This is a genomic window from Halobacteriovorax sp. (assembly GCF_048381875.1).
Classification (GTDB): Bacteria; Bdellovibrionota; Bacteriovoracia; order Bacteriovoracales; family Bacteriovoracaceae; genus Halobacteriovorax_A; species Halobacteriovorax_A vibrionivorans.
The window spans coordinates 622,424-644,551 of the sequence record NZ_JBLXBP010000003.1; the positions used below are offsets into that span (position 1 = coordinate 622,424).

18 protein-coding genes are annotated in these 22,128 nt (G+C 36.4%); 13 read left to right on the forward strand and 5 right to left on the reverse strand.

Features of this window, described 5'->3' with window-relative positions; translation table 11 throughout:
* The first annotated feature begins 49 nt into the window (after window positions 1-49).
* From ACN5L8_RS11470 to ACN5L8_RS11500, 7 genes are all read left to right on the forward strand, one after another.
* Window positions 50-772, forward strand: coding sequence for a tetratricopeptide repeat protein (locus ACN5L8_RS11470; protein ID WP_158536727.1), 723 nt, complete (start codon window positions 50-52; stop codon window positions 770-772).
* An 8-nt stretch (window positions 773-780) separates the two neighbouring features.
* Entirely contained in the window at window positions 781-2,976 is a 2,196-nt protein-coding gene (locus ACN5L8_RS11475; RefSeq protein ID WP_419173074.1) for a LysM peptidoglycan-binding domain-containing protein, read from the forward strand.
* Window positions 2,977-3,059: 83 nt separating this feature from the next.
* A complete protein-coding gene (gene topA / locus ACN5L8_RS11480; RefSeq protein WP_419168211.1) occupies window positions 3,060-5,591 on the forward strand; it encodes a type I DNA topoisomerase in 2,532 nt (843 codons plus the stop codon).
* A 4-nt stretch (window positions 5,592-5,595) separates the two neighbouring features.
* Window positions 5,596-6,513 carry a DUF368 domain-containing protein gene (locus ACN5L8_RS11485; RefSeq protein ID WP_419173075.1) on the forward strand — a complete coding sequence of 306 codons (918 nt, stop codon included), beginning with the start codon at window positions 5,596-5,598 and terminating at the stop codon, window positions 6,511-6,513.
* Between the two features lie 81 nt (window positions 6,514-6,594).
* Window positions 6,595-7,716: a hypothetical protein gene (locus tag ACN5L8_RS11490; RefSeq protein ID WP_114705324.1), complete on the forward strand. Its 1,122-nt coding sequence runs from the start codon at window positions 6,595-6,597 to the stop codon at window positions 7,714-7,716.
* 155 nt (window positions 7,717-7,871) lie between these two features.
* Window positions 7,872-8,213 carry an FMN-binding protein gene (locus ACN5L8_RS11495; RefSeq protein ID WP_133296848.1) on the forward strand — a complete coding sequence of 114 codons (342 nt, stop codon included), beginning with the start codon at window positions 7,872-7,874 and terminating at the stop codon, window positions 8,211-8,213.
* Window positions 8,214-8,219: 6 nt separating this feature from the next.
* Window positions 8,220-8,645: a hypothetical protein gene (locus tag ACN5L8_RS11500; protein ID WP_334678161.1), complete on the forward strand. Its 426-nt coding sequence runs from the start codon at window positions 8,220-8,222 to the stop codon at window positions 8,643-8,645.
* On the opposite strand, the gene ACN5L8_RS11505 is transcribed toward ACN5L8_RS11500, so the two are convergent.
* The 3 genes from ACN5L8_RS11505 to ACN5L8_RS11515 are packed head-to-tail and all read right to left on the reverse strand — an operon-like array spanning window position 8,625 to window position 10,475.
* The gene (locus tag ACN5L8_RS11505) at window positions 8,625-9,122 is read right to left on the reverse strand and encodes a DUF501 domain-containing protein (protein ID WP_419173076.1); all 498 of its coding nucleotides are present in this window, start codon (window positions 9,120-9,122) and stop codon (window positions 8,625-8,627) included. The genes ACN5L8_RS11500 and ACN5L8_RS11505 overlap by 21 nt on opposite strands.
* A gap of 2 nt (window positions 9,123-9,124) precedes the next feature.
* Window positions 9,125-9,850, reverse strand: coding sequence for a hypothetical protein (locus tag ACN5L8_RS11510; RefSeq protein ID WP_419173077.1), 726 nt, complete (start codon window positions 9,848-9,850; stop codon window positions 9,125-9,127).
* Window positions 9,837-10,475, reverse strand: a complete 639-nt coding sequence (locus tag ACN5L8_RS11515; protein ID WP_419173078.1) for a DUF3943 domain-containing protein — start codon at window positions 10,473-10,475, stop codon at window positions 9,837-9,839. Before ACN5L8_RS11515 ends, ACN5L8_RS11510 begins: the two co-directional genes overlap by 14 nt.
* A 60-nt stretch (window positions 10,476-10,535) precedes the next feature.
* Here ACN5L8_RS11515 and ACN5L8_RS11520 point away from each other — a divergent pair, with 60 nt between their 5' ends.
* Both ACN5L8_RS11520 and gshA read left to right on the forward strand, forming a co-directional pair.
* Complete coding sequence (locus ACN5L8_RS11520) at window positions 10,536-11,546, forward strand: hypothetical protein (protein ID WP_419173079.1); 1,011 nt, start codon at window positions 10,536-10,538, stop codon at window positions 11,544-11,546.
* A 61-nt stretch (window positions 11,547-11,607) separates the two neighbouring features.
* Entirely contained in the window at window positions 11,608-13,209 is a 1,602-nt protein-coding gene (gshA, locus tag ACN5L8_RS11525) for a glutamate--cysteine ligase (protein WP_419173080.1), read from the forward strand.
* On the opposite strand, the gene ACN5L8_RS11530 is transcribed toward gshA, so the two are convergent.
* Together ACN5L8_RS11530 and ACN5L8_RS11535 are read right to left on the reverse strand one after the other, a co-directional pair.
* Window positions 13,190-14,002 (reverse strand): aspartyl/asparaginyl beta-hydroxylase domain-containing protein, encoded by an 813-nt coding sequence (locus ACN5L8_RS11530; protein ID WP_419168215.1) that lies wholly within the window; start codon window positions 14,000-14,002, stop codon window positions 13,190-13,192. The genes gshA and ACN5L8_RS11530 overlap by 20 nt on opposite strands.
* A gap of 311 nt (window positions 14,003-14,313) precedes the next feature.
* The gene (locus tag ACN5L8_RS11535; protein WP_419168216.1) at window positions 14,314-15,435 is read right to left on the reverse strand and encodes a hypothetical protein; all 1,122 of its coding nucleotides are present in this window, start codon (window positions 15,433-15,435) and stop codon (window positions 14,314-14,316) included.
* A gap of 138 nt (window positions 15,436-15,573) precedes the next feature.
* Between ACN5L8_RS11535 and ACN5L8_RS11540 the strand changes: the two genes are divergently transcribed.
* From ACN5L8_RS11540 to ACN5L8_RS11555, 4 genes are all read left to right on the forward strand, one after another.
* On the forward strand, window positions 15,574-16,200 hold the full coding sequence (locus ACN5L8_RS11540; RefSeq protein WP_419173081.1) for an N-acetyltransferase family protein: 627 nt from the start codon (window positions 15,574-15,576) through the stop codon (window positions 16,198-16,200).
* Window position 16,201: 1 nt separating this feature from the next.
* A complete protein-coding gene (lysA, locus tag ACN5L8_RS11545) occupies window positions 16,202-17,449 on the forward strand; it encodes a diaminopimelate decarboxylase (RefSeq protein ID WP_419173082.1) in 1,248 nt (415 codons plus the stop codon).
* 9 nt (window positions 17,450-17,458) lie between these two features.
* Window positions 17,459-18,013: a hypothetical protein gene (locus tag ACN5L8_RS11550; RefSeq protein WP_114705312.1), complete on the forward strand. Its 555-nt coding sequence runs from the start codon at window positions 17,459-17,461 to the stop codon at window positions 18,011-18,013.
* Between the two features lie 164 nt (window positions 18,014-18,177).
* On the forward strand, window positions 18,178-22,122 hold the full coding sequence (locus ACN5L8_RS11555) for a tail fiber domain-containing protein (RefSeq protein ID WP_419173083.1): 3,945 nt from the start codon (window positions 18,178-18,180) through the stop codon (window positions 22,120-22,122).
* The last annotated feature ends 6 nt before the right edge of the window (window positions 22,123-22,128 follow it).

Sequence of the window (22,128 nt, forward strand, 5' to 3'; positions counted from 1 at the left end):
TAAAATATTATTAAAGGCCACTCTTTTATTAAGTCATGGAGGACACATAGTGAAAGATTTCAGGATGAGATTGCCACTAGTTTCTATTTTTATTTTATCTCTTTCAACTACATCTTGTTCATGGATGGGAAAGAGAAAAACATTGTTTGAGGAAGAGGGGACAGCTGATACTCAACAAGCAAAGAGTCAGATGGTGCCAAAGGCTCAGTATGATCAACTTCTTGAAAAGTATGACAAGCTATTAAAAGAAACTAAAGCTCCAAGTTTGGCCGAGCAATACAAATCGAGTTCTAAACCATCAGCTTCGCAAGAAGAGGTGCAACTTGAGATGATTGATGATCTTGAAAAAGCACGTCGAAACGAGTTAGCAGAAACGGTTGATGTTTTTGCAAATGAAGTTGCGGCAAAGAAGCAAAACCAACAAAATGATGATCTTCAATTACAAAAAGAATTAAATTTATTAAAGCAAGCCGAAGGTCTTTTGGCCCAGAATCGATTAGATCAAGCTCTTACTATCCTAAAGGATTTAGAAAGTTCAAAACATGGCCAAATAAAAGTAAGAGCAAAATTTTATTTAGCAGAGATGCTTTTTTCTCAAAATGAATTCGATTTAGCAATGCAGTTATATGAAGAGATTTTAAGGCAACATGCTTTTTCTGGCCTTGTTATTAAAAGTTTAGGGCGCTTAATTGCATGTACTGATAAATTAAAGTTAAAAAAGAAGAATGAAAAATATCATTCAATTCTTCATGACTTCTTTGGCGAAGCATAAGGGTAGATTTGAAAAAGAGAAATCTAAAATTTCTATTTTGTATCGTAGCTATCATATTGAAAGTTAATCTTTCATATGCTCAAGACGATCTTCAAGATCTCGAATTATTAGATGACAAAGATCTCCTAATGCTACTTGAAGAAGAGGCCGATCAACCTCAACAAACAGATGTTTCAGATGAAGTTTTAGAAGATGAATTAAAGTCTTTAAAAAATAATCAAAAAGTTAATCTTCCTGGTGAGGAATTTTTAACAGAAGAAAACAAAAAGAAAATTAATGAGAATAATGCATCCGGTGCTGATTCAATTGATGAAATTGATATTTTGGCCGAAGATGTAAAGTCAGATGTTGAGGTTGTAGAGCCTAGTAAGGCCAATAAGATAAATACCTCTGATAAAAAGGTCTCTCTAGATAAGAATTTATTTAATGTTGGTAAAGAAGAAAAAGAACTTCTTGAGCTAGCTAAATTTGTTGAGAAGAAAATTCCAGCAGATGAGTGGAATGAGTTAGCGACGGCCGCAAAAGTAGATAAGTATGTTGTCCAAGAAGGTGATTGGCTTTGGAAAATTTCAAAGAACCTTTTTGGATCAGGATTCTATTATTCTAAAATTTGGTCAATGAACCCACAGATTACAAACCCTCATGAAATTGAACCAGGACAAATACTTGTTTTCTCAACAGGTAGTGAAGAATCATTTCCAAAAGTTTCTTTTGGTAGTTTTGATTCTCAAACACCTGAGGATACTAAGGTTGCAGGTGTAAAGGTTGCAAGCTCTGGCGCCTTTTCAAATTATGGTGAGGATATAAAGTCTGACTGGTTAGTTGAGAGAAGAAAATTAATCGATAAAGGTGCATTCTTTCAGTCATTAACTGAATCGACGTATCAAGATGTTCTTTCGATGACTGAGATTGAGCTTAATACTGATTATAAGAAGTATGCTCCTCCTGTTACAAAAGTTCTTATAGAAGAGCCAACTGAGGAATATGATGAGAATGGAATCTCATCTATTGAAAGACAAGAAATTAATGTCTCTCAAGGATTTTACTTAAATACATTTCTTTCAACAAATCATATTCAAGATCTCGGTTATATATCAGATAAGAAAGATGAAGCTGTATTGATTCATGATAAAGGTAAGGCCTATGTACAATTTGATAAGTCAGTCCAAGTAAGACCTGGAGATCAATTTTCGATTTATCAACCACAAGGAAAAGTTTCTCATGAAATTTCTGATCGAGAAGGTCTTCGTTATTCTATTGTTGGACAAGTGAAGGCTACAAGAGAACTTGAAGATAATAAGTGGGAAGTTGATACTTTCCAAATTGTGGATGTTATTGAACGTGGAGCACGAATCACTGTCTATACGCCAAAAATTGCAAAAATCTTTCAAACATATAATTCACGTCGTATTGAAGCAGCAATTATTGGAGCATTTAAGGTTCAAGAAAGAGGCTTAGCTCTAGGTGATGTCATTTATCTTGATCGTGGTCGTGTTGATGGTGTGGAGTTAGGAAATATCTTTGAGATATATTCTTTTAGAGATCAGGGAACAGGAAAGAAAATTAGTTCTCAACCAACTTATATAAAAGGTGAGGCAACAATTATTACTGTAACGGATAATTTTGCAACTGCAGTCATTTCATATTCAAATGATGAAATGGGACTTGGTAATATTGCCCTGACTAAATCTGAAGCAACTGCAAAAATGGCAGATCAGCTTAGAACTAGTTCACGTGAAAAGGCCTTAGGTGAAAAAGAGAACCTTGCTCTTGAGGAGCTTGATGTTGAATTAAATTTAGATAATCTTGGTGAAGACTTATTAAAACAAGTTGATGAAATTCGTATTGAAGAAGATGAGCTTGAAGAATTAGAGCGTCAAGAAAGAGAGAAATCAATTATTAAAGAACAGGCCCGTGATCTAAAGGAATTAGAAAAGCTTGAACAAGAATTAATTGATGCAGAGACTAAATTGAATGAACAAAAGATTGATGAAGATACTTACCTAGAGCGTCAAGATCTTAACTTAATTGAAAAAGGTGTTAAGACAAAAGATCCTAATGCACTCGAGTCAATGAATGAGATCGAAGCAAAAGAGGGACGCAAGTATATGGATGAAGATCTGAACAGTAAGGAAAATCCTTATGGATTGACTCCATACGACATCGAAGAAATTGAAGAACTATTGAATAGTGATTCAAATTAATCTATGCTAGCAAAAAATATGTTAAGATATTTGAGGCGCGTTTTAATAACGCGCCTTGTTTTAATTACTAGGAGTAAGTGAACATGTCACAAACAGACGTTGTGAGTGAAGCTGCAACAAAAGCTGCCTCTAAGAAGGCCTCGAAAAAAGCAGCAAAAAAAGCAACAAGCAAAAAGAAAACAGCTAAGAAAAAGACAGCAAAGAAGAAGACGGCCAAAAAAACTACAAAGAAGAAAACGGCCAAGAAAACTGCTAAGAAAGCGAAAAAGAAAACTTCTGGATCATCTTTAAAGGACAAAGACTATAAACTGGTTATAGTGGAGTCACCATCTAAAGCTAAAACAATCAAAAAATATCTAGGACGAGGGTTTCAGGTCGTTGCGTCAAATGGACATATCAAAGACCTTCCTAAGTCAAAACTAGGTGTTGATATCAAGGATAACTTTCAAATTGATCTTGTTCCAATTAGTGGGAAACAAGCAAAGATTGAAAGAATCCAAGAACTTGCCAAATACGCTAATGAAATCTTTCTCGCACCCGACTTGGACCGTGAGGGAGAGGCCATTGCATTCCACCTTTCAGAAGAAATTGGAAAGCGAAAAAAAATTAGAAGAGTTATCTTCAATGCCGTAACTAAGAAAGCGGTAACTGAAGCGGTAGAAAACCCGACAGAGCTAAACGTCAATATGTACGATGCTCAAAAAACTCGTCGTGTTCTTGATCGTCTAGTGGGTTATAAAATTTCTCCGATTCTTTGGGACAAGGTTCAGCGAGGGATTTCAGCTGGTCGAGTTCAATCTGTTGCACTAAGAATTATTGTCGAAAGAGAAGATGAAATTAAAGCCTTTATTCCTGAACAGTGGTTTTCAATCCACGGTGATATGGAAAAAGATGGAAAGCTTTTTGAAATTAAATACTATGGTGAGACAGCAAAGAAGAAGACTGAGCTTACTGATGAAGAATTCACAAAGAAGATCGTATCTGATGTAAAAGGTAAGGACTTTGAAGTAATTGACGTTAAAAAACGTGAAAGAAAACAGAATCCAACTCCACCTTTTACAACTTCTAAGCTTCAACAGGAAGCGGCCAATAAATTAGGTTTTACGGCCAAGAGAACAATGATGGTTGCGCAAAGACTTTATGAAGGGATTGCAACAACGGACTTTGGAACTGTCGGTCTTATTACATATATGAGAACGGACTCTGTTAGAACTGAGCCAGAATCATTAAATGCCTTACGTGAATATGTTAAGGATCAATACGGTGAAAAGTACTTATCACCAGAGCCTATTGAATATAAGAAAAAGGGAAGTAGCAAGGTTCAAGATGCCCACGAGGCCATAAGACCTACTTCTTTAGAATATACTCCTAATCAACTTAGGGGAGATCTTGAGCCAGATGAGCAAAAGCTTTATGAGCTTATTTGGAATAAATTTATTTCATCTCAAATGAGTCAGGCCATCATCGATCAGACCGCTGTAACTTATGAATGTGAAGGTCACTTCTTTAAGGCCAATGGTTCAATTATTAAATTTGCTGGTTTTAGAACTGTTTATATGGAAGCAGCGGCTGAGAAGGCATCACGTCGCGGTGGAAATGACGATGAAGATGATACAGCAAAAGCAACAGGTGAACTTCCATTAATTGATGTCGGTGAGAAGATGAAGGCCAAGAATGGACCTAATGAAGTTGAACATTGGACTTCTCCACCTCCAAGATATAATGAAGCTTCACTTGTTAAGACATTAGAAGAAAAAGGTATTGGTCGTCCTTCGACTTATGCTTCGATTATTTCAAATATTCAAGATCGTGGTTACGTGGAAAAGGTAGAAAACCGTTTCATGTCAACAGAGCTTGGAACAGTTGTATGTAAAATGCTTATTGAATCCTTCCCAGATGTTATGGACGTTGCTTTCACTGCAAACGTTGAAAAGCTTCTGGATAAAATTGAAGAAGGTGAGATTAAGTGGAAGAAGGTTCTAAAAGAATTTTGGCAAGGTTTTGAAAAAACTCTTGAAAAAGCCAAAGAGGAAATGAAGAACCTTAAAAAGCAAGAGATCCCAACAGGAATTCACTGTAAGAAATGTGAAGATGGTGAGTATCTTATTAAATGGGGACGTAATGGTCAGTTCTTAGCTTGTCGAAACTATCCAGATTGTACTTCAACTTTTGACTTTAAAAAGCACCTTGATGGAACTATTGAAATTCTTCCAAAAGATTGGTTCCGTGATCCATGCCCTGAGTGTGGAAAGCGCCTTGAAGTTAAAAAAGGTAAGTACGGCCGTTTCGTTAGATGTGAAGAATATCCAAAGTGTGAAACAACGCTTCCATATACTATTGATGTAACTTGTCCAAAGTGTAAGGTTGGAAAATTTGCAGAGAAGAAGTCTCGTTACGGGAAAATCTTCTATGGTTGTACGAATTATCCAGACTGTGAAACTGCATTATGGAATGAGCCAAAAGTTTATGACTGTCCAGCATGTGGATTTGGTGTCATGGGTGTGAAGGAAACAAAGCGTTGGGGGAAACAACTTCAATGTCCTGAATGTAAGCACTCAGTAGATTGGGATACGACTCCATTTGCTAAAGAAGACGAAGAATCTAACAACGAGTAACAAAATGATAAATAAAGATATGGCCCTTGTTTTTTGCAAGGGCTTTCTTATGGGCATTGCCGACTTAATCCCAGGTGTTTCTGGGGGAACAATTGCATTTATTACGGGAATCTATGATAAGTTGCTTTCAACAATAGCAGCGATAAATAAAGACCTTATTAAAGATGCTCTTACTCTAAATTTTAAAAGTGTTTCCCAAAGAATTGATCTAAGGTTCTTGATTCCACTTGCAGTTGGTATTCTTGGTGCCATGTTCTCCCTAGCTAGACTAATGCACTATCTTATCAATCACCATCCAGTTCCAACTTGGGGCTTATTTCTGGGTCTTATTTCATCTTCGATAATTGTTATTGCTAGAGATCTAAAAGATCGAAAAAATTCAATGAATCTCTTAATGGTTTTATTGGGAGGCATACTTGGCTTCTTTATTACTCAGCTTGTTCCTGTGACAACTCCTACAGATCATTGGTTTATCTTTCTTTGCGGACTTATTGGAATTACGGCCATGATCCTTCCTGGTATCTCTGGCTCTTTTATTCTGCTTATCTTAGGTAAGTATGAATACGTTACAGGTGCTTTGAAGAATCCTTTTGCTGATGGTGCTTTTGTTATTATTGGTGTTTTTGCCATTGGCTGTTTAACAGGTCTTCTAAGCTTCTCTAAGGTCCTAAATTACTTTATGAATAACTTTCGTGAACGTACCATGGCATTTTTAGTGGGAATACTTTTTGGAACTCTATCTAAAGTATGGCCTTGGCGCGAAGTTACTCAATCAGTCGTTATTCGTGGAAAAACGAAGATCTTGGCCGAACGGGCCTTTTTTCCAACAACTCTTGGTGTAGAGGACTTCATTGCAATTGGTCTCATTCTTTTTGGTTTCTTCTTTGTTCTCTTTTTAGAGCGGGGAGCTTCTAAGCCATAAATATTATTGTCTTGTTGAGTGTCTTGACTTTTTGTTAACTATCCTTAATATCTGTTTGGTAATTCAAACACAGGAGAAACAATGAAGAAGTTTTTAGTAACTCTTTTGCTTGGTGCGTCGTTTGCAAATGCAGCAACAACTCAAGAGCTAGAAAGAAAAATTAATATTTTAACGAAAGAAGTACAAGACATTCAGTCTCAAGGTCTTTCATCAAGAGTAAGCCTTGGTGGTTATGGGGAAATCGTTTTCAAAGATAACTCAGACTCAAATGCTCAATGGGACACTTTAAGAAACGTTCTATATGTAGGGTATAAGTTTAGTGACAAGTGGTCATTCATGACTGAAATTGAAATTGAGCACGCTGATGAAATCTATACTGAATTCGCAGAGATTCGTTATGCTCATTCTGAACTATTAAACTTCAAGGCCGGTCTACTTCTATCACCACTTGGTCTTGTTAACTTAGAGCACGAGCCAACTCGTTTTATTGGTGTTAATCGTCCAGAAATTGAAAAAAATATTATCCCAACAACAATGCGTGAAAACGGTTTTGGTGTTTATGGTACTTGGAAGAACTTAGACTATAAATACTATATTATGAACTCTTTAGAAGGGTGGAGTAACGCTGATGCTTCAGGTTTTGATGCTGATGGTGTTCGTGATGGCCGTCAAAAAGGTGCTAAGGCAGTTGCTGGTCACTGGTCACATATTTTAAGACTAGATTATGGATTTGATTTTGGTCTTGATCTAGGTACTTCTGTATATGTAGGGACAACGAATGGTGACGCTCAAGGTGAACACAATATTTATGATGTTCACTTAGCATATAACTACAAAGGCCTAATGGTGAAAGCATTATATGTTTATTCAACACTTGATGGTAAAGAATTCTCTGCTAAGTCAGGAAATGTTGTTGCTGACGTAATGCAAGGTTATTATGTAGATCTTGGATACAATATTACACATAGTAAAACTTATACAATTATGCCATATGTAAGATATGAGAGTTATAATACTCAAGATGATGTTGACGCTACTGTAGGTGTTGCTGATAAGGCCAATGATAGAACAAACCTAACAGCAGGTGTTATGTATAAGCCACTTGATAAAGTATCATTCAAAGCTGACTACACAAAGTATGAGAATGCTTCAAACGTTGGTGAGTCTGAGGCTTTCAATTTTGGAATTGGATGGGAATACTAAATAATTCTATATTTTTTGAAGTGGGGAGAGTTCTTCTCCTCACTTTACTTTTTTCCTATAGCGCCGAGGCCGGCCTAAAAGACACCCTTGCACGTAAATTTCCCAAATGTCATTTTGTTGAAAAATCGAAGTTCTTAACTGAGAAAGAATATAAGATGATTAAGTCAAAGTTTCCCACTAGAGATGTGAGGAAATTCTATTCATTTTATCAAAGAGTATGCAATCAGAAGAGTTCCTTTGATTTCGTATTCTCAGATATTGTGAGAACAAAGAGACAGCTTGTTCATATTCATATTGAGGATAAGAAGCTAGAGAGTTTAAAGGTTGTTAAATTTGAAGAGCCTTCAGAGTATCGAGTAAAAGACAGCTGGCTTAAGAAATTTAAGTCAACTCTTCCAGATAGTATTGATATTGTATCGGGAGCAACTCTCTCGTCTAAGAGTACAAAATTTCTAGTGTGGTTATCACTATACTTACAAGGTGATATACTTAAGTAAGTAATCATGACCAGAGCAGAAAGAAATACAATATTCACAATCAATTATCTTGTTCTCATAACAAGTATTATCTACTTCATTGCAAAGTATTTTTTAGCAATAGAAGGGGAATGGGGACCCGAAACTCACCCTCTTACAATTATTTTCCAAAAAGTTCATGTTTTAACAGTTCCTTTTCTTATCTTTGCCGTTGGAATGATTTTCTCTAATCATGTTTGGAAGCGTATTGAAAGTGGATATAAGAAGTCTCGAACTTCTGGAATTTTTCTTTTGGTTCTTCTTGTTTTGATGAGCTTAACTGGATATTTAATTCAAGTTGTTGATGGACAAGTCTTTAGAGAGTATTCAGCTTATCTACATATCGCTGTTTCTGTTATTTGGAGTGTGGTCTTCTCTTATCATCATATTTCTTCAAATCGCAAAAGAGCGTAGCTTTTCATCTATCATATCGCCAATAATATGTGGCCTTACTAAGTGATATGCATAGAACATGTGGAGGCATCTCAAATGATGAAAGTCTCTAAGTCCACCGATCCCATTTTCAGTAATCATTGGCATCATATTTTCTGGTAATTCAAGATTTAATTCTTTGAATAATTCAATTCTTTCTTCTCGATAAGACTCATGAATAGACTTCACTTTCTCTTGTAGCTCTTCACTATTATTGATTTTATTTTGTAGCTCTTTTGTAAATCCTTGTCCCTCTAGATGACTTATCTTCTTGTAAACAATAGGGTCAACAAGCCAATAAATTGTTGGAAATGGGACTTTGTCTACGACAGGGGAAACTTTTAGAGATGCTGGTGCACCTTCTTTGGTTCGAGCTGATATTTCAAGCACTCCACGGGCTTCTCGTTTTAAAAAGCTTTCAATTTTTTCGATGTCTTCTTTAGTCGCTTCAAGTTTCATAATTAGAATAAAGTTACTCCAACCTTATAGAAGATTGAAAAGGAGTTAATATCATTTCGAGCACTACTTTCTTTGACGATCTCTACTTTTGTTGGATCAGTTCGATCTATTAGTGTTACTTTATATGATCTATGGCCAGCAACAGAGACTTCAAGAAAGAATGGGTAGTGACCAATTTCTTTAATTTGCTCAATTCCTACAGCGAGTGCACCACCAAATGAGTCATAGTTTAGCTTAAGGTCTCTATCATTTGAGTCTATATTAAAACCATCGAGGCTTAGTGAACTTAATTTCCAGCTAGGTCCAAATTTAACGTATGCTTTAAACTTTCTAAAGCCGATAAAGTTTAGATGTTCAATTTCTAGATCAGGAGTATTAAATCTTAATGTTGGTGTAATTGTAAAAGAACGAAAATTTCCCGAACCACTTAGAATATTTCCTTCGTAACCAAATTGAAGATCTTTTGCGCGGCCAAATGTTGTATGGGACTCAACACCAATTTCAACTCTTTCATAGCGATATGAAAATTGGGTATATATTCCAAAAGCAGTCGATTCATCACGATCTTCGATATTGTAACGATTTTCAAACTGGTCATCATCAAGCTCGTTAAATAGCATTTTCTCAAGTGTTAAACCTGTTCTTAAATAGTACTCATAAGGCTTAGCAGATATTGTTATGCCTGAGATGATTAAAAGAAATATAAGAAATCTCTTAAAAACTTGCATGTATAAAATATCCTATGGATTTCTTATCAAAGCTTGGAGCAAACATTGCTGAAGCTTTTATTCCACGTCCTTCAAATATTGAAGAGAAAAGGGTCATTGGATTAATTAAGTGACCAAAAAAAATTGAGACACTTCCACCGTTATTTAGCAGTTCCATGGAAAGCTTTTCAAAACCATATCCCATAACGGCCCCAAGTACAGGTGTTTGATATAGATCCTGCACAGAAGCTGGCTCTGTATACACTTCAATGAAGAATTCAAAAACGGTACTAGAGACAAAAGTTAAGGCCAGTGAGTCTGAGTAGCTATAGCTTCTTGCTCGGTAGTATAGGAACATTTGTGAACCAGTATAAGGGTGAACCATATAGTTCCAAAAAGGTTCATCTCGATCAAAGACGATACGACCAAAGTTCTTACGATAAACTTCTAAAGAACCTTCATTTTTTACAGTATCCCATTGTGTTAAAGGGTAGGCGATTAATGAAAGTCCAAAAACAAAACTGAGGTCTTCAAAAACTTCTTGTTTGGTGTGTTCACGATCTTTGTAGAAGTAACTTTCTTGTGCTAAAGAATTACTTCCTAGAAGTAGTAGAAATGGGAGAAGGTATATAAATAGTCTTTTCACGATGACTTCTTATATAAATTTATACTCATTCTGGCCACAAATACGAGCTAAGGTTTTTAAATGATTAAGGTTTTTAAATATATTTTTCTTACGTTTGTTTTCTTAAATGCATTTGCTCAAAATTCTAAGTATCTGATATTTAATAAAGACGTGGATACGATATGGTCTCCGGTTCAGCTGTATATCAATGGTTCCTTCGACGTTATTCAAAACCCATATTGGTTTAACCAAGAAAACTATTGGAAAAAGCACAAAGAAGTATGGAATGAAGTAAAGGATCCCTTTCATGAGATTAGAAAAGAGGGAAGCTTCGGTGAGTTCTTCAAAGAAGAATTTTTAAGCGATAGGGTACTTCCAAATATATTCTTGCATACTTTTGGTGGTGCCTACGAAACCAAGAAGCTTCTTGAATACGCTGATTATTATGAAATAAAGTGGGCAAAAACTTTTTCATTCTTCGTAACCTATGCGATGCACTTTGGTAATGAAGCAAACGAAACAGATCAACCTGAAGTCTCTGCTTATGATCATATCGCAGATCTCTATTTCTTTGATGTCGCAGGTTTCTTTCTTGGGCTAAATGATGATTTTATGAACTTTATGATCAATGAAGCAGGTATGAGTACTTGGCACTTTATGCCCGTTTACGATATCGAACATGAAGACTTTTTCAATGTTGGCCTAAATTATGTGTTTCGACCAAAAATACTTCATTATAAAAATATGAGACCTCTTCTATATCTAGGAATGATGAATATGGGGGGGATTACTTTTGATGTTGGTGATCTTTCCCATTCAGTTGTTGCAGGACTTGCTTTAACGAATCCTCTAGAGAGAAAAGGACGCTTCGTTTATGGTTATTATTTAGAGACTCTCGGACGACAGGCTGCGTCACTTCTTCTCAATGGCTCTGAAGACTTTCGTGTACGACTAAACCTTTATCCAGCACTATTTAAACATTACTCTGGAACTGTGCGCAACTTCGCTCTGATGCTTGGGCAAACAAAGAATGAGGATTTTGCTTTTGGAATTAATTATGAGCTGCCTGTAAGTATTGGATACTTAAATTGACACAAGCTTGACTTGAAAGCTTTCTTATCTAAGCGTAGTATATTCGCTACAAGGAAACGTTATGGTTAGAAGTAATATTGATACCTTACAGAAGTATCAAAAAAAATATGGAAGTCAGTCAATTCTAAGTGTTAATAAAGGAATTGAAAAAGAAGGTCTAAGAGTAAACCTTAAGGATGCAAAACTTGCACAAACTGACCATGACCCTAAGTTTGGATCTAAATTACTTCATAAGTGGATTACGACAGACTTTGCAGAAAGTTTATTAGAATTCATCACACCTGTTTCCCATAGCTCACAAGAAACAATTAATACTCTTGGAAATCTTCAAACTTATGTTTTAAAGCAAGATGATAAAGAGGGGATCTGGCCATCTTCGATGCCATGTATCCTGCCTGATGATAAGGATATTAAACTTGCATATTATGGTGAGAGTAATTCGGGACGTTTAAAAACTCTTTATCGCTCTGGCCTTTCTTTACGTTATGGAAGATCGATGCAATCAATTGCAGGAGTTCATTATAACTTTTCAATGACTGATGAATTTTGGAAGAATTGGCATGAGCTTCTTGGAAGTGAGCTGCCTCTACAAAAGTTTATTAATAAAGAATACCTAAATTTGTGCCGTAACTTTAGAAAGTACTCCAATGTACTACTCTATTTATTTGGCAACTCTGTAGCAGTACATGAATCTTTTCTAAAGGGAAAGAAACACAATCTAAAAGTTATACATGAAGATGAAGCTTTCGGAAAAACATATGCTACTGAGTTTGGTACCTGCCTAAGAATGGGGGGACTTGGTTATACAGGATCTTCGCAAGATGGAATTCGTATCTGCTACAATGGGCTTGATAGCTATTGTGATAGTTTAGAAAATGCACTGAAGGTAAGTTACAAACCATTTGAAGAAATTGGTTTAAGAAATGAGAATGGTGAACTTCAACAAATTAGTACAAATATTCTCCAAATTGAAAATGAGTTTTATTCAATTATTCGTCCAAAGAGAATTGCTCCTCCTGGTAAAAGTGCCTTGGCCTCTTTAAGAAGTGAAGGAATTGAATATATTGAAGTTAGACTTTTGGATATCAATCCCTTTGCGGAAAATGGAATTTCTGAAGAGCAGGCAAACTTCTTAGATGCTTTTCTTCTGACATGCCTATTCTCTGAATCGCAAAAGTGTACACGTGAAATCTATAATGAAATTGAAGACAATAATCAAAGAATTATAAAAGAAGGCCGTAAGGATAATCTGACGATTTTAAATAATGGACAAGAAGTTAGTTACCGTAACTATCTTGAAGAATTCTTTAATATGATGGAAGAGACAATGAACTCCATTGATGATGGCCATCGTAAAGAAGATCTTATTAAATCCATTGATTTTCACCGTTCAATGTTAAATCCTAGAAATACACTATCTCAAAGAGTGTATGATCTTGCATGTGAGAAGGGATTTATTTCTTCAATGCGTGAGCTATCGATCTCACATCGTCGTGGACTCTTTGAAAGTTGTAATGAAAGTATCTTTCAAGGCAAGCTAGAGGAAGAAAAGAGTGCTTCTGTTCAAAGGCAAGTTGAGTTTGAAAAACTCGACGACGTAGAATTTGAAGATTACGTCGCCGCTTATGTTGAATCGAGTTTTTCTAAAAAAGAGACTGTATAAAATTAAGAATTAAGTAAACGAGTCCAAAGGCCAAGGCCACAAGTGTTAAGTTTACTGTATGCTTTATCACTTTATATAAGACGATATTTGTTTGTTTTAATGTTCTTACTTTTAAAAGCGCTGGCGTGACAGCACCAAAGATACGATTAACTATTCCTCTTTGGTCACCTGGGATATTTGGCACAAGTGTAATTCTCATAATCTGTTTAAAGACAAAGTTTATAATCTTTCCAAATATGTGAGTTGGACGATCGACTTCAAGCATAAGAATGATTCTTTCATCTTCAGAGTTATTAAAAGCAAAGTGAAGATAGGTTTCATCAAATAATAGGGCCTCTCCGTCTCTCCATGAATAATCTGTACCATCAATATTGATATAGCACTTATCATCATTTGGAGTCTTGAGCCCAAGGTGATAGCGCAGTGATGTTGCAACGGGATCGAGGTGTTTGGTTAGCTTTGAACCTACTGGTAGGATTGAAAACATTGCACCATTAACTCCTGGCACTTTAGAAACAAGTTCAACTGTTTGAGGACATAGGTTCTTTGCTGAGTTAAGTGTTGTTCCATACCAAGTGAGATAAAATTTTGACCATCCATACTTGTAAAAAGTACGAAATCCAATATCGTAATGTCCATCTGATGTAGGATCTTTTACCTTATCAAAGTAGCCATTTTCACGAAGGGCAACTGCTTCTTTGCGAATTGTCTCCCAATTATCTTGAACTTGTTTTAATTCAGGAAAGTCAGCAAGGTCCATAATAGGCTTAGCTGCTTTCTTTTTAGTAAACATATAGAGCAAGCAATTTAGGGGAGCAAAAATAGGCCATCCCTTTCTTAGATAAAAAGTTAAACTTTCATACCTTTCGCTTCCGCGATAAGCGTACACATATCCCATTGAGGCAATGCCAAAGAGAAATAAGAATATAAGAACCGATATAACGCTAATAGTCTTTGTCCTGTTTAAGGTTGATACTTATCTATGTAATATACCTTAGAGGAGCTTTTTCATCCATGATTTTTCTCATTATGTGCAACTCGTCATATAAAGATTATTAGCTACGCTTTTATTAAATGATTATGTTCAATTGTCTCCAATTGTTTTTAATTATCATCGGGATGCTTGACGAGACCTTGATATGTTCTTTTGCAGGTGTCTACACCTACCACTTGAAACGTAGAGCTAGTTAAGCTTTCAACTAGAGCTGATGCAGTATCAAGAAAGGCCTTTGTTTTGGATATTTCTGGCTTACTAAATGTGCCACCGATTGCCTGTTGAAGCTCTGGACAATAGTCTTCATCCAATATTGAGACAACCAGCTCCTTAAATACCTCTGCTTTTAAATCCGCTCCACCTTCAATAACAATGAGATTTTCTGCTGTGGCAACTGCCACATCATTCATCGTGGCCACATCGCCTCTAAGTTTAACATCCACATTGATTTGCTTTAAAGGTGTATCTCCGCCACGAAAGCCTCCCAGTGTTTGCCCCAGGCTGGCCGCACTTGTATAAAGTAGGCCAATAGGGCCAAGCGCCACAAAGGCTGCCGCATCAATAAGGCCAATGCTTCTAGTATCGAGAAAGTTTGAGATAACATCATCCACTCGAAATCCTTTTAGATTTAAATTTGATCCATATACTCGAGCATCTATATTCTTACCCTCTATTTTTGCATCGATATTAATATATCCAGACAGTCCTAGTGAGGCATCGAAGAATTTAATAAGGTGGTCAAGATTCAACTTATTATAGTTAATTTTTATGTCTTCATAATTGACAAGGTTTATGGCGACTTCACCTTTATTTTGTTTTCCAAAATCGCTTATATGAATATTTTCAATTTTTAAAGTATCGCCAAACTTCTTTTCTATTGAGAATTGAATCTGATTTAACTTGAAACCACTGACTTCGACGCCCTTACTTTTTATATTGATTTTAGAGTTTAAGGCCTGAGTATAGCGTAGAAAAATTGAAGATGATTCTTTTACAGCTAGTAAGTCAATTTCTGTATGGGCAATGATAAGTTTATTATCTTTATCGATTGGAAAGGAGAGATTGGTAATTTCCCAATGCCCAATTCTAATTTTTTCGACTTTTTCGACCTCTCCACCTGCTAGTTTAATCGCAATTTTTGTCGTCCAGTCAATTCGAAAGAGTAAGACTCCTATAATGAGAAAAAGGGATGTAATGAATAGGAGAAAACCAATAAGGACTTTTTTTTTCATGAGTTTTTTAGTCGGTTAATTGTAAATACAAATAGTTTGGTTCATTTAATCACACTTCAAATTCAAGGGGAATAAAAACTTGGTTAATTGTTTTAAAGTTACCAGCAACTTTCTTAATGCGTTATAATGATAAGTGATATGCTTAAGAACTTTATTTCAAAAACAATGAAAGCACAGAAGATGCAACAAAAAGAGTATAACTCTTATACTCCATTTGTTGTGGATTATAAGTCACGTCCTTTATCAAATGATGTGACAACTCGTTATGCGAGAAGTGAAGATGCTGCTTCTATTGCGAGGATAATCAATGAGAATAATAATGACCCAAGTCTTGATTATAACTACTTTCTAAAACGCACGCGCTCAGAGCTTGCACACGGTGGAAATCGTTCTGGCTTTCATATTATAGTCGCGCAAGTAGTTGATCAGATCGTAGGCTACGGACGATCGATATATTATAGTGAATTAATGATTAAAAATTATTCTTATCCTTCACCTGTCGGTTGGTATCTAATGGGAGTAACAATAGACCCACAATTTAGAGGTCAAAATATTGGTGCTCTTTTAACAAGAAAGCGCTTAGACCATATAAGACAAGTTGCTTCTAAAGCTTATTATGTGGCCAATGCAAATAATAAAACTTCAATAAGAATGCATGAAAAATTTGGCTTCAAAGAAAAAGAGCGAGGAGCAGGGTTTCTTAAAATCTGCTTTAATAATGGTTTAGGAATATTATTCGAATGTAATTTAAATAATAAGGATTAGAATGGATTTTTTCAATTATAAGGGGCGTGAATTATACGTCGAAGATATAAGAGTCGAAGAACTTGTCCAAGAGTATGGTACACCTCTTTATATCTATTCTTTAAAAACTTTTAAAAGACATTTTAATGCCTTTAGTGGCCCTTTAAAGGATCACAAACATTTAGTCTGTTATGCGGTTAAGGCCAATTCAAATATAAATATTTTAAAAGAATTAGCCGCTCTTGGCAGCGGTTTTGATATCGTTTCAAGAGGTGAGTTAGAAAGAGTTCTTAGGGCCGGTGGAGATGCCTCTAAGACAGTTTTTTCAGGAGTTGGAAAAAGCCGAGATGAAATAATCTATGCTTTAAATAAGAAAATTAAATGTTTTAATGTTGAATCGATTTCTGAACTTAAACGAATCAATGAAGTGGCAGGGGAGCTAAATGTTATTGCTCCTGTATCGATTCGTGTTAATCCAGATGTTGATGCCAAGACGCATCCGTATATTGCAACAGGATTAAAAGAAAATAAATTTGGAATCTCTTTTCAAAAAGCACCGCAGGTTTATGAGATGGCAAATGAGATGAATAATATTTCAGTTGAGGGGATAGACTGTCATATCGGCTCACAGCTTACTTCTATAGTACCATTCTTAGAAGCATTAGAGCGTTTAAAAGAGTTAATTAATAATTTAAAGGATAAAGGGATTTCACTTAAGCATCTCGATTTAGGAGGTGGCCTAGGTGTTAAATATAAAGATGAACTTCCTCCTCATCCTTCTGAGTATCTTGGTGAAGTCATTAAGAGTTTGGAAGACTACCCAGAGCTTGAACTGATCTTTGAACCAGGTCGAGCAATTGCTGCAAACGCAGGGATTCTCGTTTCTAGACTTGAGTATATAAAGGAGAATGAAGGTAAGCATTTTGCCATTATTGATGCGGCAATGAATGATCTTATGAGACCTGCTCTATATCAGGCTTGGCAAGAGGTTATCAAAGTCAATTTAGATATTAAAGGAGATGCCCATCAATATGATATCGTCGGCCCTGTTTGTGAGACTGGAGATTATCTTGCAAAAGATCGCGAACTTGATCTTAAAGAAGGAGAACTTTTGGCCATTCGATCTTGTGGTGCTTATGGGTTCACGATGTCTAGTAATTATAATTCAAGGCCAAGAGCATGTGAGATTTTAGTTGAAGATGGTAATGCAAGGGTAATTAGGAAGAGAGAAACGCTTGAAGATCTTTACTATCTTGAAGATTGTGATTAGGATGCACTTATGAATAAGAAGATTACTTTAACTCCATTATTTCCTACAACTGAGTGGGCCTGGGATATCTCTAAAAAGTCCGGAGATACTGTTCGCATCCTTCATCCTTCTGGGAACGTCTTTGTTTCACAAGTTATCTTAAATAGGCAGTCACGACTAGAAGGAAATGAGCAGAAGATTTATGACTTAAATTTAAAAGATGTTGATCTTATTGCATATATTATGGATTACTTTTTAAATAAGGCCACCACAAAGCTAAATCGTGGTAATGCCATGATTGTTGCCGGAAACCTTGTTTCTAGCTATCGCTTTCGTCTTCCACTTGGTCCAGAGACAATTCCTTTTGAAGACCAAAAAACTAATTTTGGAGAGTATCGAAAATTTGGTGAACATAAGCTTTCAATGAATGGACAAGATGTTGATGTATTTGTAATTGGCAAAGAAGGAAAGAATGAATTCTACGCCGTAACCCTTTCCGACACCAAAATAGGCGACTTTAATATCCCTAAATTAGAACTACTTAAGTTCCCACGTTCATACTTTCGTCAATCATTTGATAAGTAGTTACCAAAAGCCTTCTTTTATTGGCATTTGAGTCTCTTAACTATAGAGAATTCTGACTAGTACACTTGTGTATTCAATAGCTTATTAAATAAGTTACAGGAATAATCTGCCTCTCGTGAAAATCAATTAAGATTATTAAGTGAACCATTCGATAAAGAACTGAAATGATGAACTTACTTAAGCAATTTCACATTCTTGGACTCATTGTCACATTTACTTTGGTATCGTGTGTACCAAAGATTCAAAGTCGCGATAATAATCGTGACAATCTCTACGTACAAAATATTCAAATAAATGGTTCTCAATTGAGAATTGATGGCCAGAACTTAGACGATATTAGTCACGTTCGTATTACAGATAAAGATGGAAATGTTTCAAGCTTTGAAATTGGTGTAAAGTCTAATAAAGAGTTAATAGCAGAAGCATTATCAAATACACTTATTCCATTAAATCAAATTTTAACAATGACTTTAGAAGGAGCTCATGGTGCAAGTACTTACAGTATAAGTGCTTCTCTTCCTGATATGGGTGCATCTCATGGTCAAACTCTTCAGTATAATGCAATTACAGGTCAGTGGGTTCCTGCTAATCAGCCCACCTCAAGTGTTACTTCTGTTAATGGTAAATTAGGAGCTGTATCATTAGGTATTGATAATCTAAGTGATACCGATACAAGTGGGGCCGTGACAGGTTCCGTTCTCAAGTTCAATGGTGTCAATTGGGTCGTCGGTACAGATAATGGTGGCTCATCAGCTAATGCAACTTCAATTCATAATCGCACAATTTTAGATATCGCTCCAACTGATGGTCAGGCCCTCGTTTGGAGTTCTGCTAATTCTTCATGGGTCCCAACTACTGTATCAGGTGGATCTGGAGGTTCTGGAGAGTCCAATACTGTTTATTCAACAGGTGGTACTTCGATCTTTAAGCAAAAAGTAGGGAGTCAGCTACAATTTAAAGGTTTAAACGGCTCAAACGATATTGTTGTCGATAATCAAACTAATAGTCTTGATTTACAAATAAGTACGGCCAATGGTGCTAATCAGCTTTTAAGATTAGATTCATTTGGAAGACTACCGGCCATCGATGGTTCTCAGCTTACTGGAATCTCTAGTGGTGGAAGTGGTGAAACAAATACTATTTCAAGCGCAGGTGGAGTCTCAATTTTTAAACAGAAGTCTGGTGAAAATTTAGAACTTAAAGGGTTGCAAGGATCATCTGATTTTGCAATTAACGGCAGTACTAATACTGTAGACTTTCAAATAAATACTAGCAATGGTGCAAACCAATTATTAAGACTTGATTCGTCAGGTCGTCTTCCTGCTATTGATGGTTCTCAACTTACTGGAATTGTCGCATCAGGTGGAAGTGACAATACGATACAGTCACGAAATGTTTCAGCTACGGCACCTTCAAATGGGCAAGCCCTTTTATGGAACTCAGTAAGTTCACAATGGGAGCCAACAACGATTACCTCAGGCGGTGCAGGTGGTGAAGTCAATACAGCGACGAGTGCCGGTGGTGAATCGATCTTTCAAAATAAAATTGGTACTGATCTAATCTTTAAAGGTCTAACAAATACAACAGATATTCAATTAACTTCAAATGCAAATGATATTGAGATAGGTGTAAATACTTCAAATGGTGCAGGTCAATTACTAAGACTAGATGCTTTTGGAAGATTACCTGCAATTGATGGATCTCAACTAGTTGGTGTTTCTGGTGGATCTGGCGATGCTTTAACCTTACAGTCTCGAGATATTGCTACGACAGCCCCTACTGATGGCCAGGTTCTTACTTGGAATAATTCGACCACGCGATGGGAGCCTCAAACTCCACTTATCGGTGGCGGTTCAGGAGAGGCAAATACTGTTTCAAGTGCTGGTGGAGAATCAATCTTTAAACAGAAATCAGGAATTGATCTTGTTCTAAAAGGGTTACTTGGTTCAAGTGATTTCAATATTACTTCAAGTACAAATACTGTGGACCTATCTATTAATACGTCAAATGGAGCTAACCAACTCTTACGTCTTGATGCTTCGGGAAGACTACCTGCTTTAGATGGTTCACTGCTGACAAATCTTCCTGGTGGAAGTGGTAATGCAACAACTATCCAATCCTTTTCTGTTTCAAGTGCCACTCCAACAAATGGTCAGGCCTTACTTTGGAATGACTCTAATTCCCGTTGGGAGCCAACGACTATTGTAACCGGCGGAGGAGGCGGAGAGGCCAATACAGCTTCAAGTGCCGGTGGTGAATCTTTATTTCAATCAAAGGTATCATCGAATTTAGTTTTTAAAGGATTAACAAGTACGAGTGATATTTCATTAACAGGAAATACAAATGATGTTCAAATTGGTTTAACAACGGCAAATGGGGCCAATGAAATTTTACGCCTTGATGGCTTTGGAAGACTTCCTGCAATCGATGGATCGCAATTAACAGGAATCACAACTTCTGATACAACCCTGCAATCTCGCAATGTTGCCTCGACGGCACCAACTGATGGGCAAGTTCTAACTTGGAATAATACAGCGACACAATGGGAGCCTCAAACAGTTTCTGCTGGTGGCTCAGGTGAAACAAATACAGCATCAAGTGTCGGTGGAACAGCAATTTTTAAACAAAAGACCGGAAGTGATCTAGAGTTTAAAGGTTTAACCGGAAGCGCTGATATTAGCTTAACGAGTAATGCAAATGATGTGCAAATTGGCGTTAATACTTCAAACTCTGCAAATGACTTAGTAAGACTTGATGGACTTGGACGTTTACCTGCTATTGATGGTTCTCAGTTAACAGGAATCACCGGTACTGGTGAAGCAAATACGTTAAGTTCAGCTGGTGGTACTTATTCATTATTTTATCAAAAAAATGGAGTTGATCTTCAGCTTAAAGGCCTTAACTTTACAAGTGACTTTGCAGTTGTTGATAATTCAACTTCTTACAGTGTCGATATTAATACTGCAAATGGAGCTAATGAGCTAGTAAGACTTGAAGCCGATGGGTCTCTTCCAGCATTAAGTGCTGCAAACTTATTCAATATTCCAACTGATGATACGACAATACAGGGAAGAAATGTAAATGCTGCAGCTCCTACTGACGGTCAGGCCCTTTTGTGGGATTCAATCAGTTCACAATGGATCCCAAGTGATGTAACTGCTGCTGGAGATAATCTTGGTGACCATACAGCAACAAGTAATTTAGCAATGGGAAATAACTATATTTCGTATTCAGGTTTAGATGAAGGTCTCTTCGTGAACCTTGGTGGGAATGTAGGGATCGGTACAAATTTACCTCAATCAGACTTAGATATTTATGAAGCAAATGTTGAAGTTAAGGTGAGAGATTCAAATGTTGGTATTTCATCGGAAGCTCAATTTAACTTCTTTGCTGATGGCGGTGAAGCCGGTATGAGTTTACTTAATTCATTTTATGATTTCTCGGGCGAAGGCTTTCCTGATGCTTCTTGGTCAGATGTATTCTTATTTTATACTGGGCCAGATACATCTAATGGAATGAGGTTTAATCCCTTTGCTGGTAATATTAACTTCTCAGTAGGGGACGGAACATTTACTGATGTTTTACATATCAATGCTACAAATACAAACGTAGGTATACGTACAACTTCTCCAAGTGGTTCTTTTGCACTTGATGTAAATGGAGCTGTAAGGGGTTCTGGTACATTTAATACTGGTTCTGATCGACGCTATAAGAAGAATATTATTAAGATCTCTGATGAATTATCAATTCTTGATCAGTTTAAATCATTAAATGGTGTATACTATGAATGGCGCCAAAAGGACTTTCCTAAGAAGCAGTTTAAGAAGGGCCGTGATATCGGTGTTATTGCCCAAGATGTGAGAAAGGTTTTTCCAGAAGCCGTAACAGAAGATGAGAAGGGATATTTAAGTGTTGCCTATGCAAAGCTTGTAGCACCACTTATTGAAGCAGTAAAAGAGTTAGTTGGTATTACTGATACAAATAAAAGAGATATTGCTTCAATTGAAGCGCGCACAAAGAAGCTTGAAGAAGAAAATAAAATGTTAAGAGAAGCTCTTTGTGAATTGAGTCCAAAAGCAAGAATATGCATAAAAGAAAATACGAAATAAAAAAGG

What these genes read in the sequence shown, in the direction of transcription:
- ACN5L8_RS11540 (WP_419173081.1), top strand. Translation starts at nt 15,574, where the DNA reads ATGCTTAAGAACTTTATTTCAAAAACAATGAAAGCACAGAAGATGCAA.
- topA (WP_419168211.1), top strand. Translation starts at nt 3,060, where the DNA reads ATGTCACAAACAGACGTTGTGAGTGAAGCTGCAACAAAAGCTGCCTCT.
- ACN5L8_RS11510 (WP_419173077.1), bottom strand. Translation starts at nt 9,850, where the DNA reads ATGCAAGTTTTTAAGAGATTTCTTATATTTCTTTTAATCATCTCAGGC.
- ACN5L8_RS11550 (WP_114705312.1), top strand. Translation starts at nt 17,459, where the DNA reads ATGAATAAGAAGATTACTTTAACTCCATTATTTCCTACAACTGAGTGG.
- ACN5L8_RS11490 (WP_114705324.1), top strand. Translation starts at nt 6,595, where the DNA reads ATGAAGAAGTTTTTAGTAACTCTTTTGCTTGGTGCGTCGTTTGCAAAT.
- ACN5L8_RS11485 (WP_419173075.1), top strand. Translation starts at nt 5,596, where the DNA reads ATGATAAATAAAGATATGGCCCTTGTTTTTTGCAAGGGCTTTCTTATG.
- ACN5L8_RS11495 (WP_133296848.1), top strand. Translation starts at nt 7,872, where the DNA reads ATGATTAAGTCAAAGTTTCCCACTAGAGATGTGAGGAAATTCTATTCA.
- ACN5L8_RS11500 (WP_334678161.1), top strand. Translation starts at nt 8,220, where the DNA reads ATGACCAGAGCAGAAAGAAATACAATATTCACAATCAATTATCTTGTT.
- ACN5L8_RS11535 (WP_419168216.1), bottom strand. Translation starts at nt 15,435, where the DNA reads ATGAAAAAAAAAGTCCTTATTGGTTTTCTCCTATTCATTACATCCCTT.
- gshA (WP_419173080.1), top strand. Translation starts at nt 11,608, where the DNA reads ATGGTTAGAAGTAATATTGATACCTTACAGAAGTATCAAAAAAAATAT.
- lysA (WP_419173082.1), top strand. Translation starts at nt 16,202, where the DNA reads ATGGATTTTTTCAATTATAAGGGGCGTGAATTATACGTCGAAGATATA.
- ACN5L8_RS11520 (WP_419173079.1), top strand. Translation starts at nt 10,536, where the DNA reads ATGATTAAGGTTTTTAAATATATTTTTCTTACGTTTGTTTTCTTAAAT.
- ACN5L8_RS11530 (WP_419168215.1), bottom strand. Translation starts at nt 14,002, where the DNA reads ATGTTTACTAAAAAGAAAGCAGCTAAGCCTATTATGGACCTTGCTGAC.
- ACN5L8_RS11505 (WP_419173076.1), bottom strand. Translation starts at nt 9,122, where the DNA reads ATGAAACTTGAAGCGACTAAAGAAGACATCGAAAAAATTGAAAGCTTT.
- ACN5L8_RS11555 (WP_419173083.1), top strand. Translation starts at nt 18,178, where the DNA reads ATGATGAACTTACTTAAGCAATTTCACATTCTTGGACTCATTGTCACA.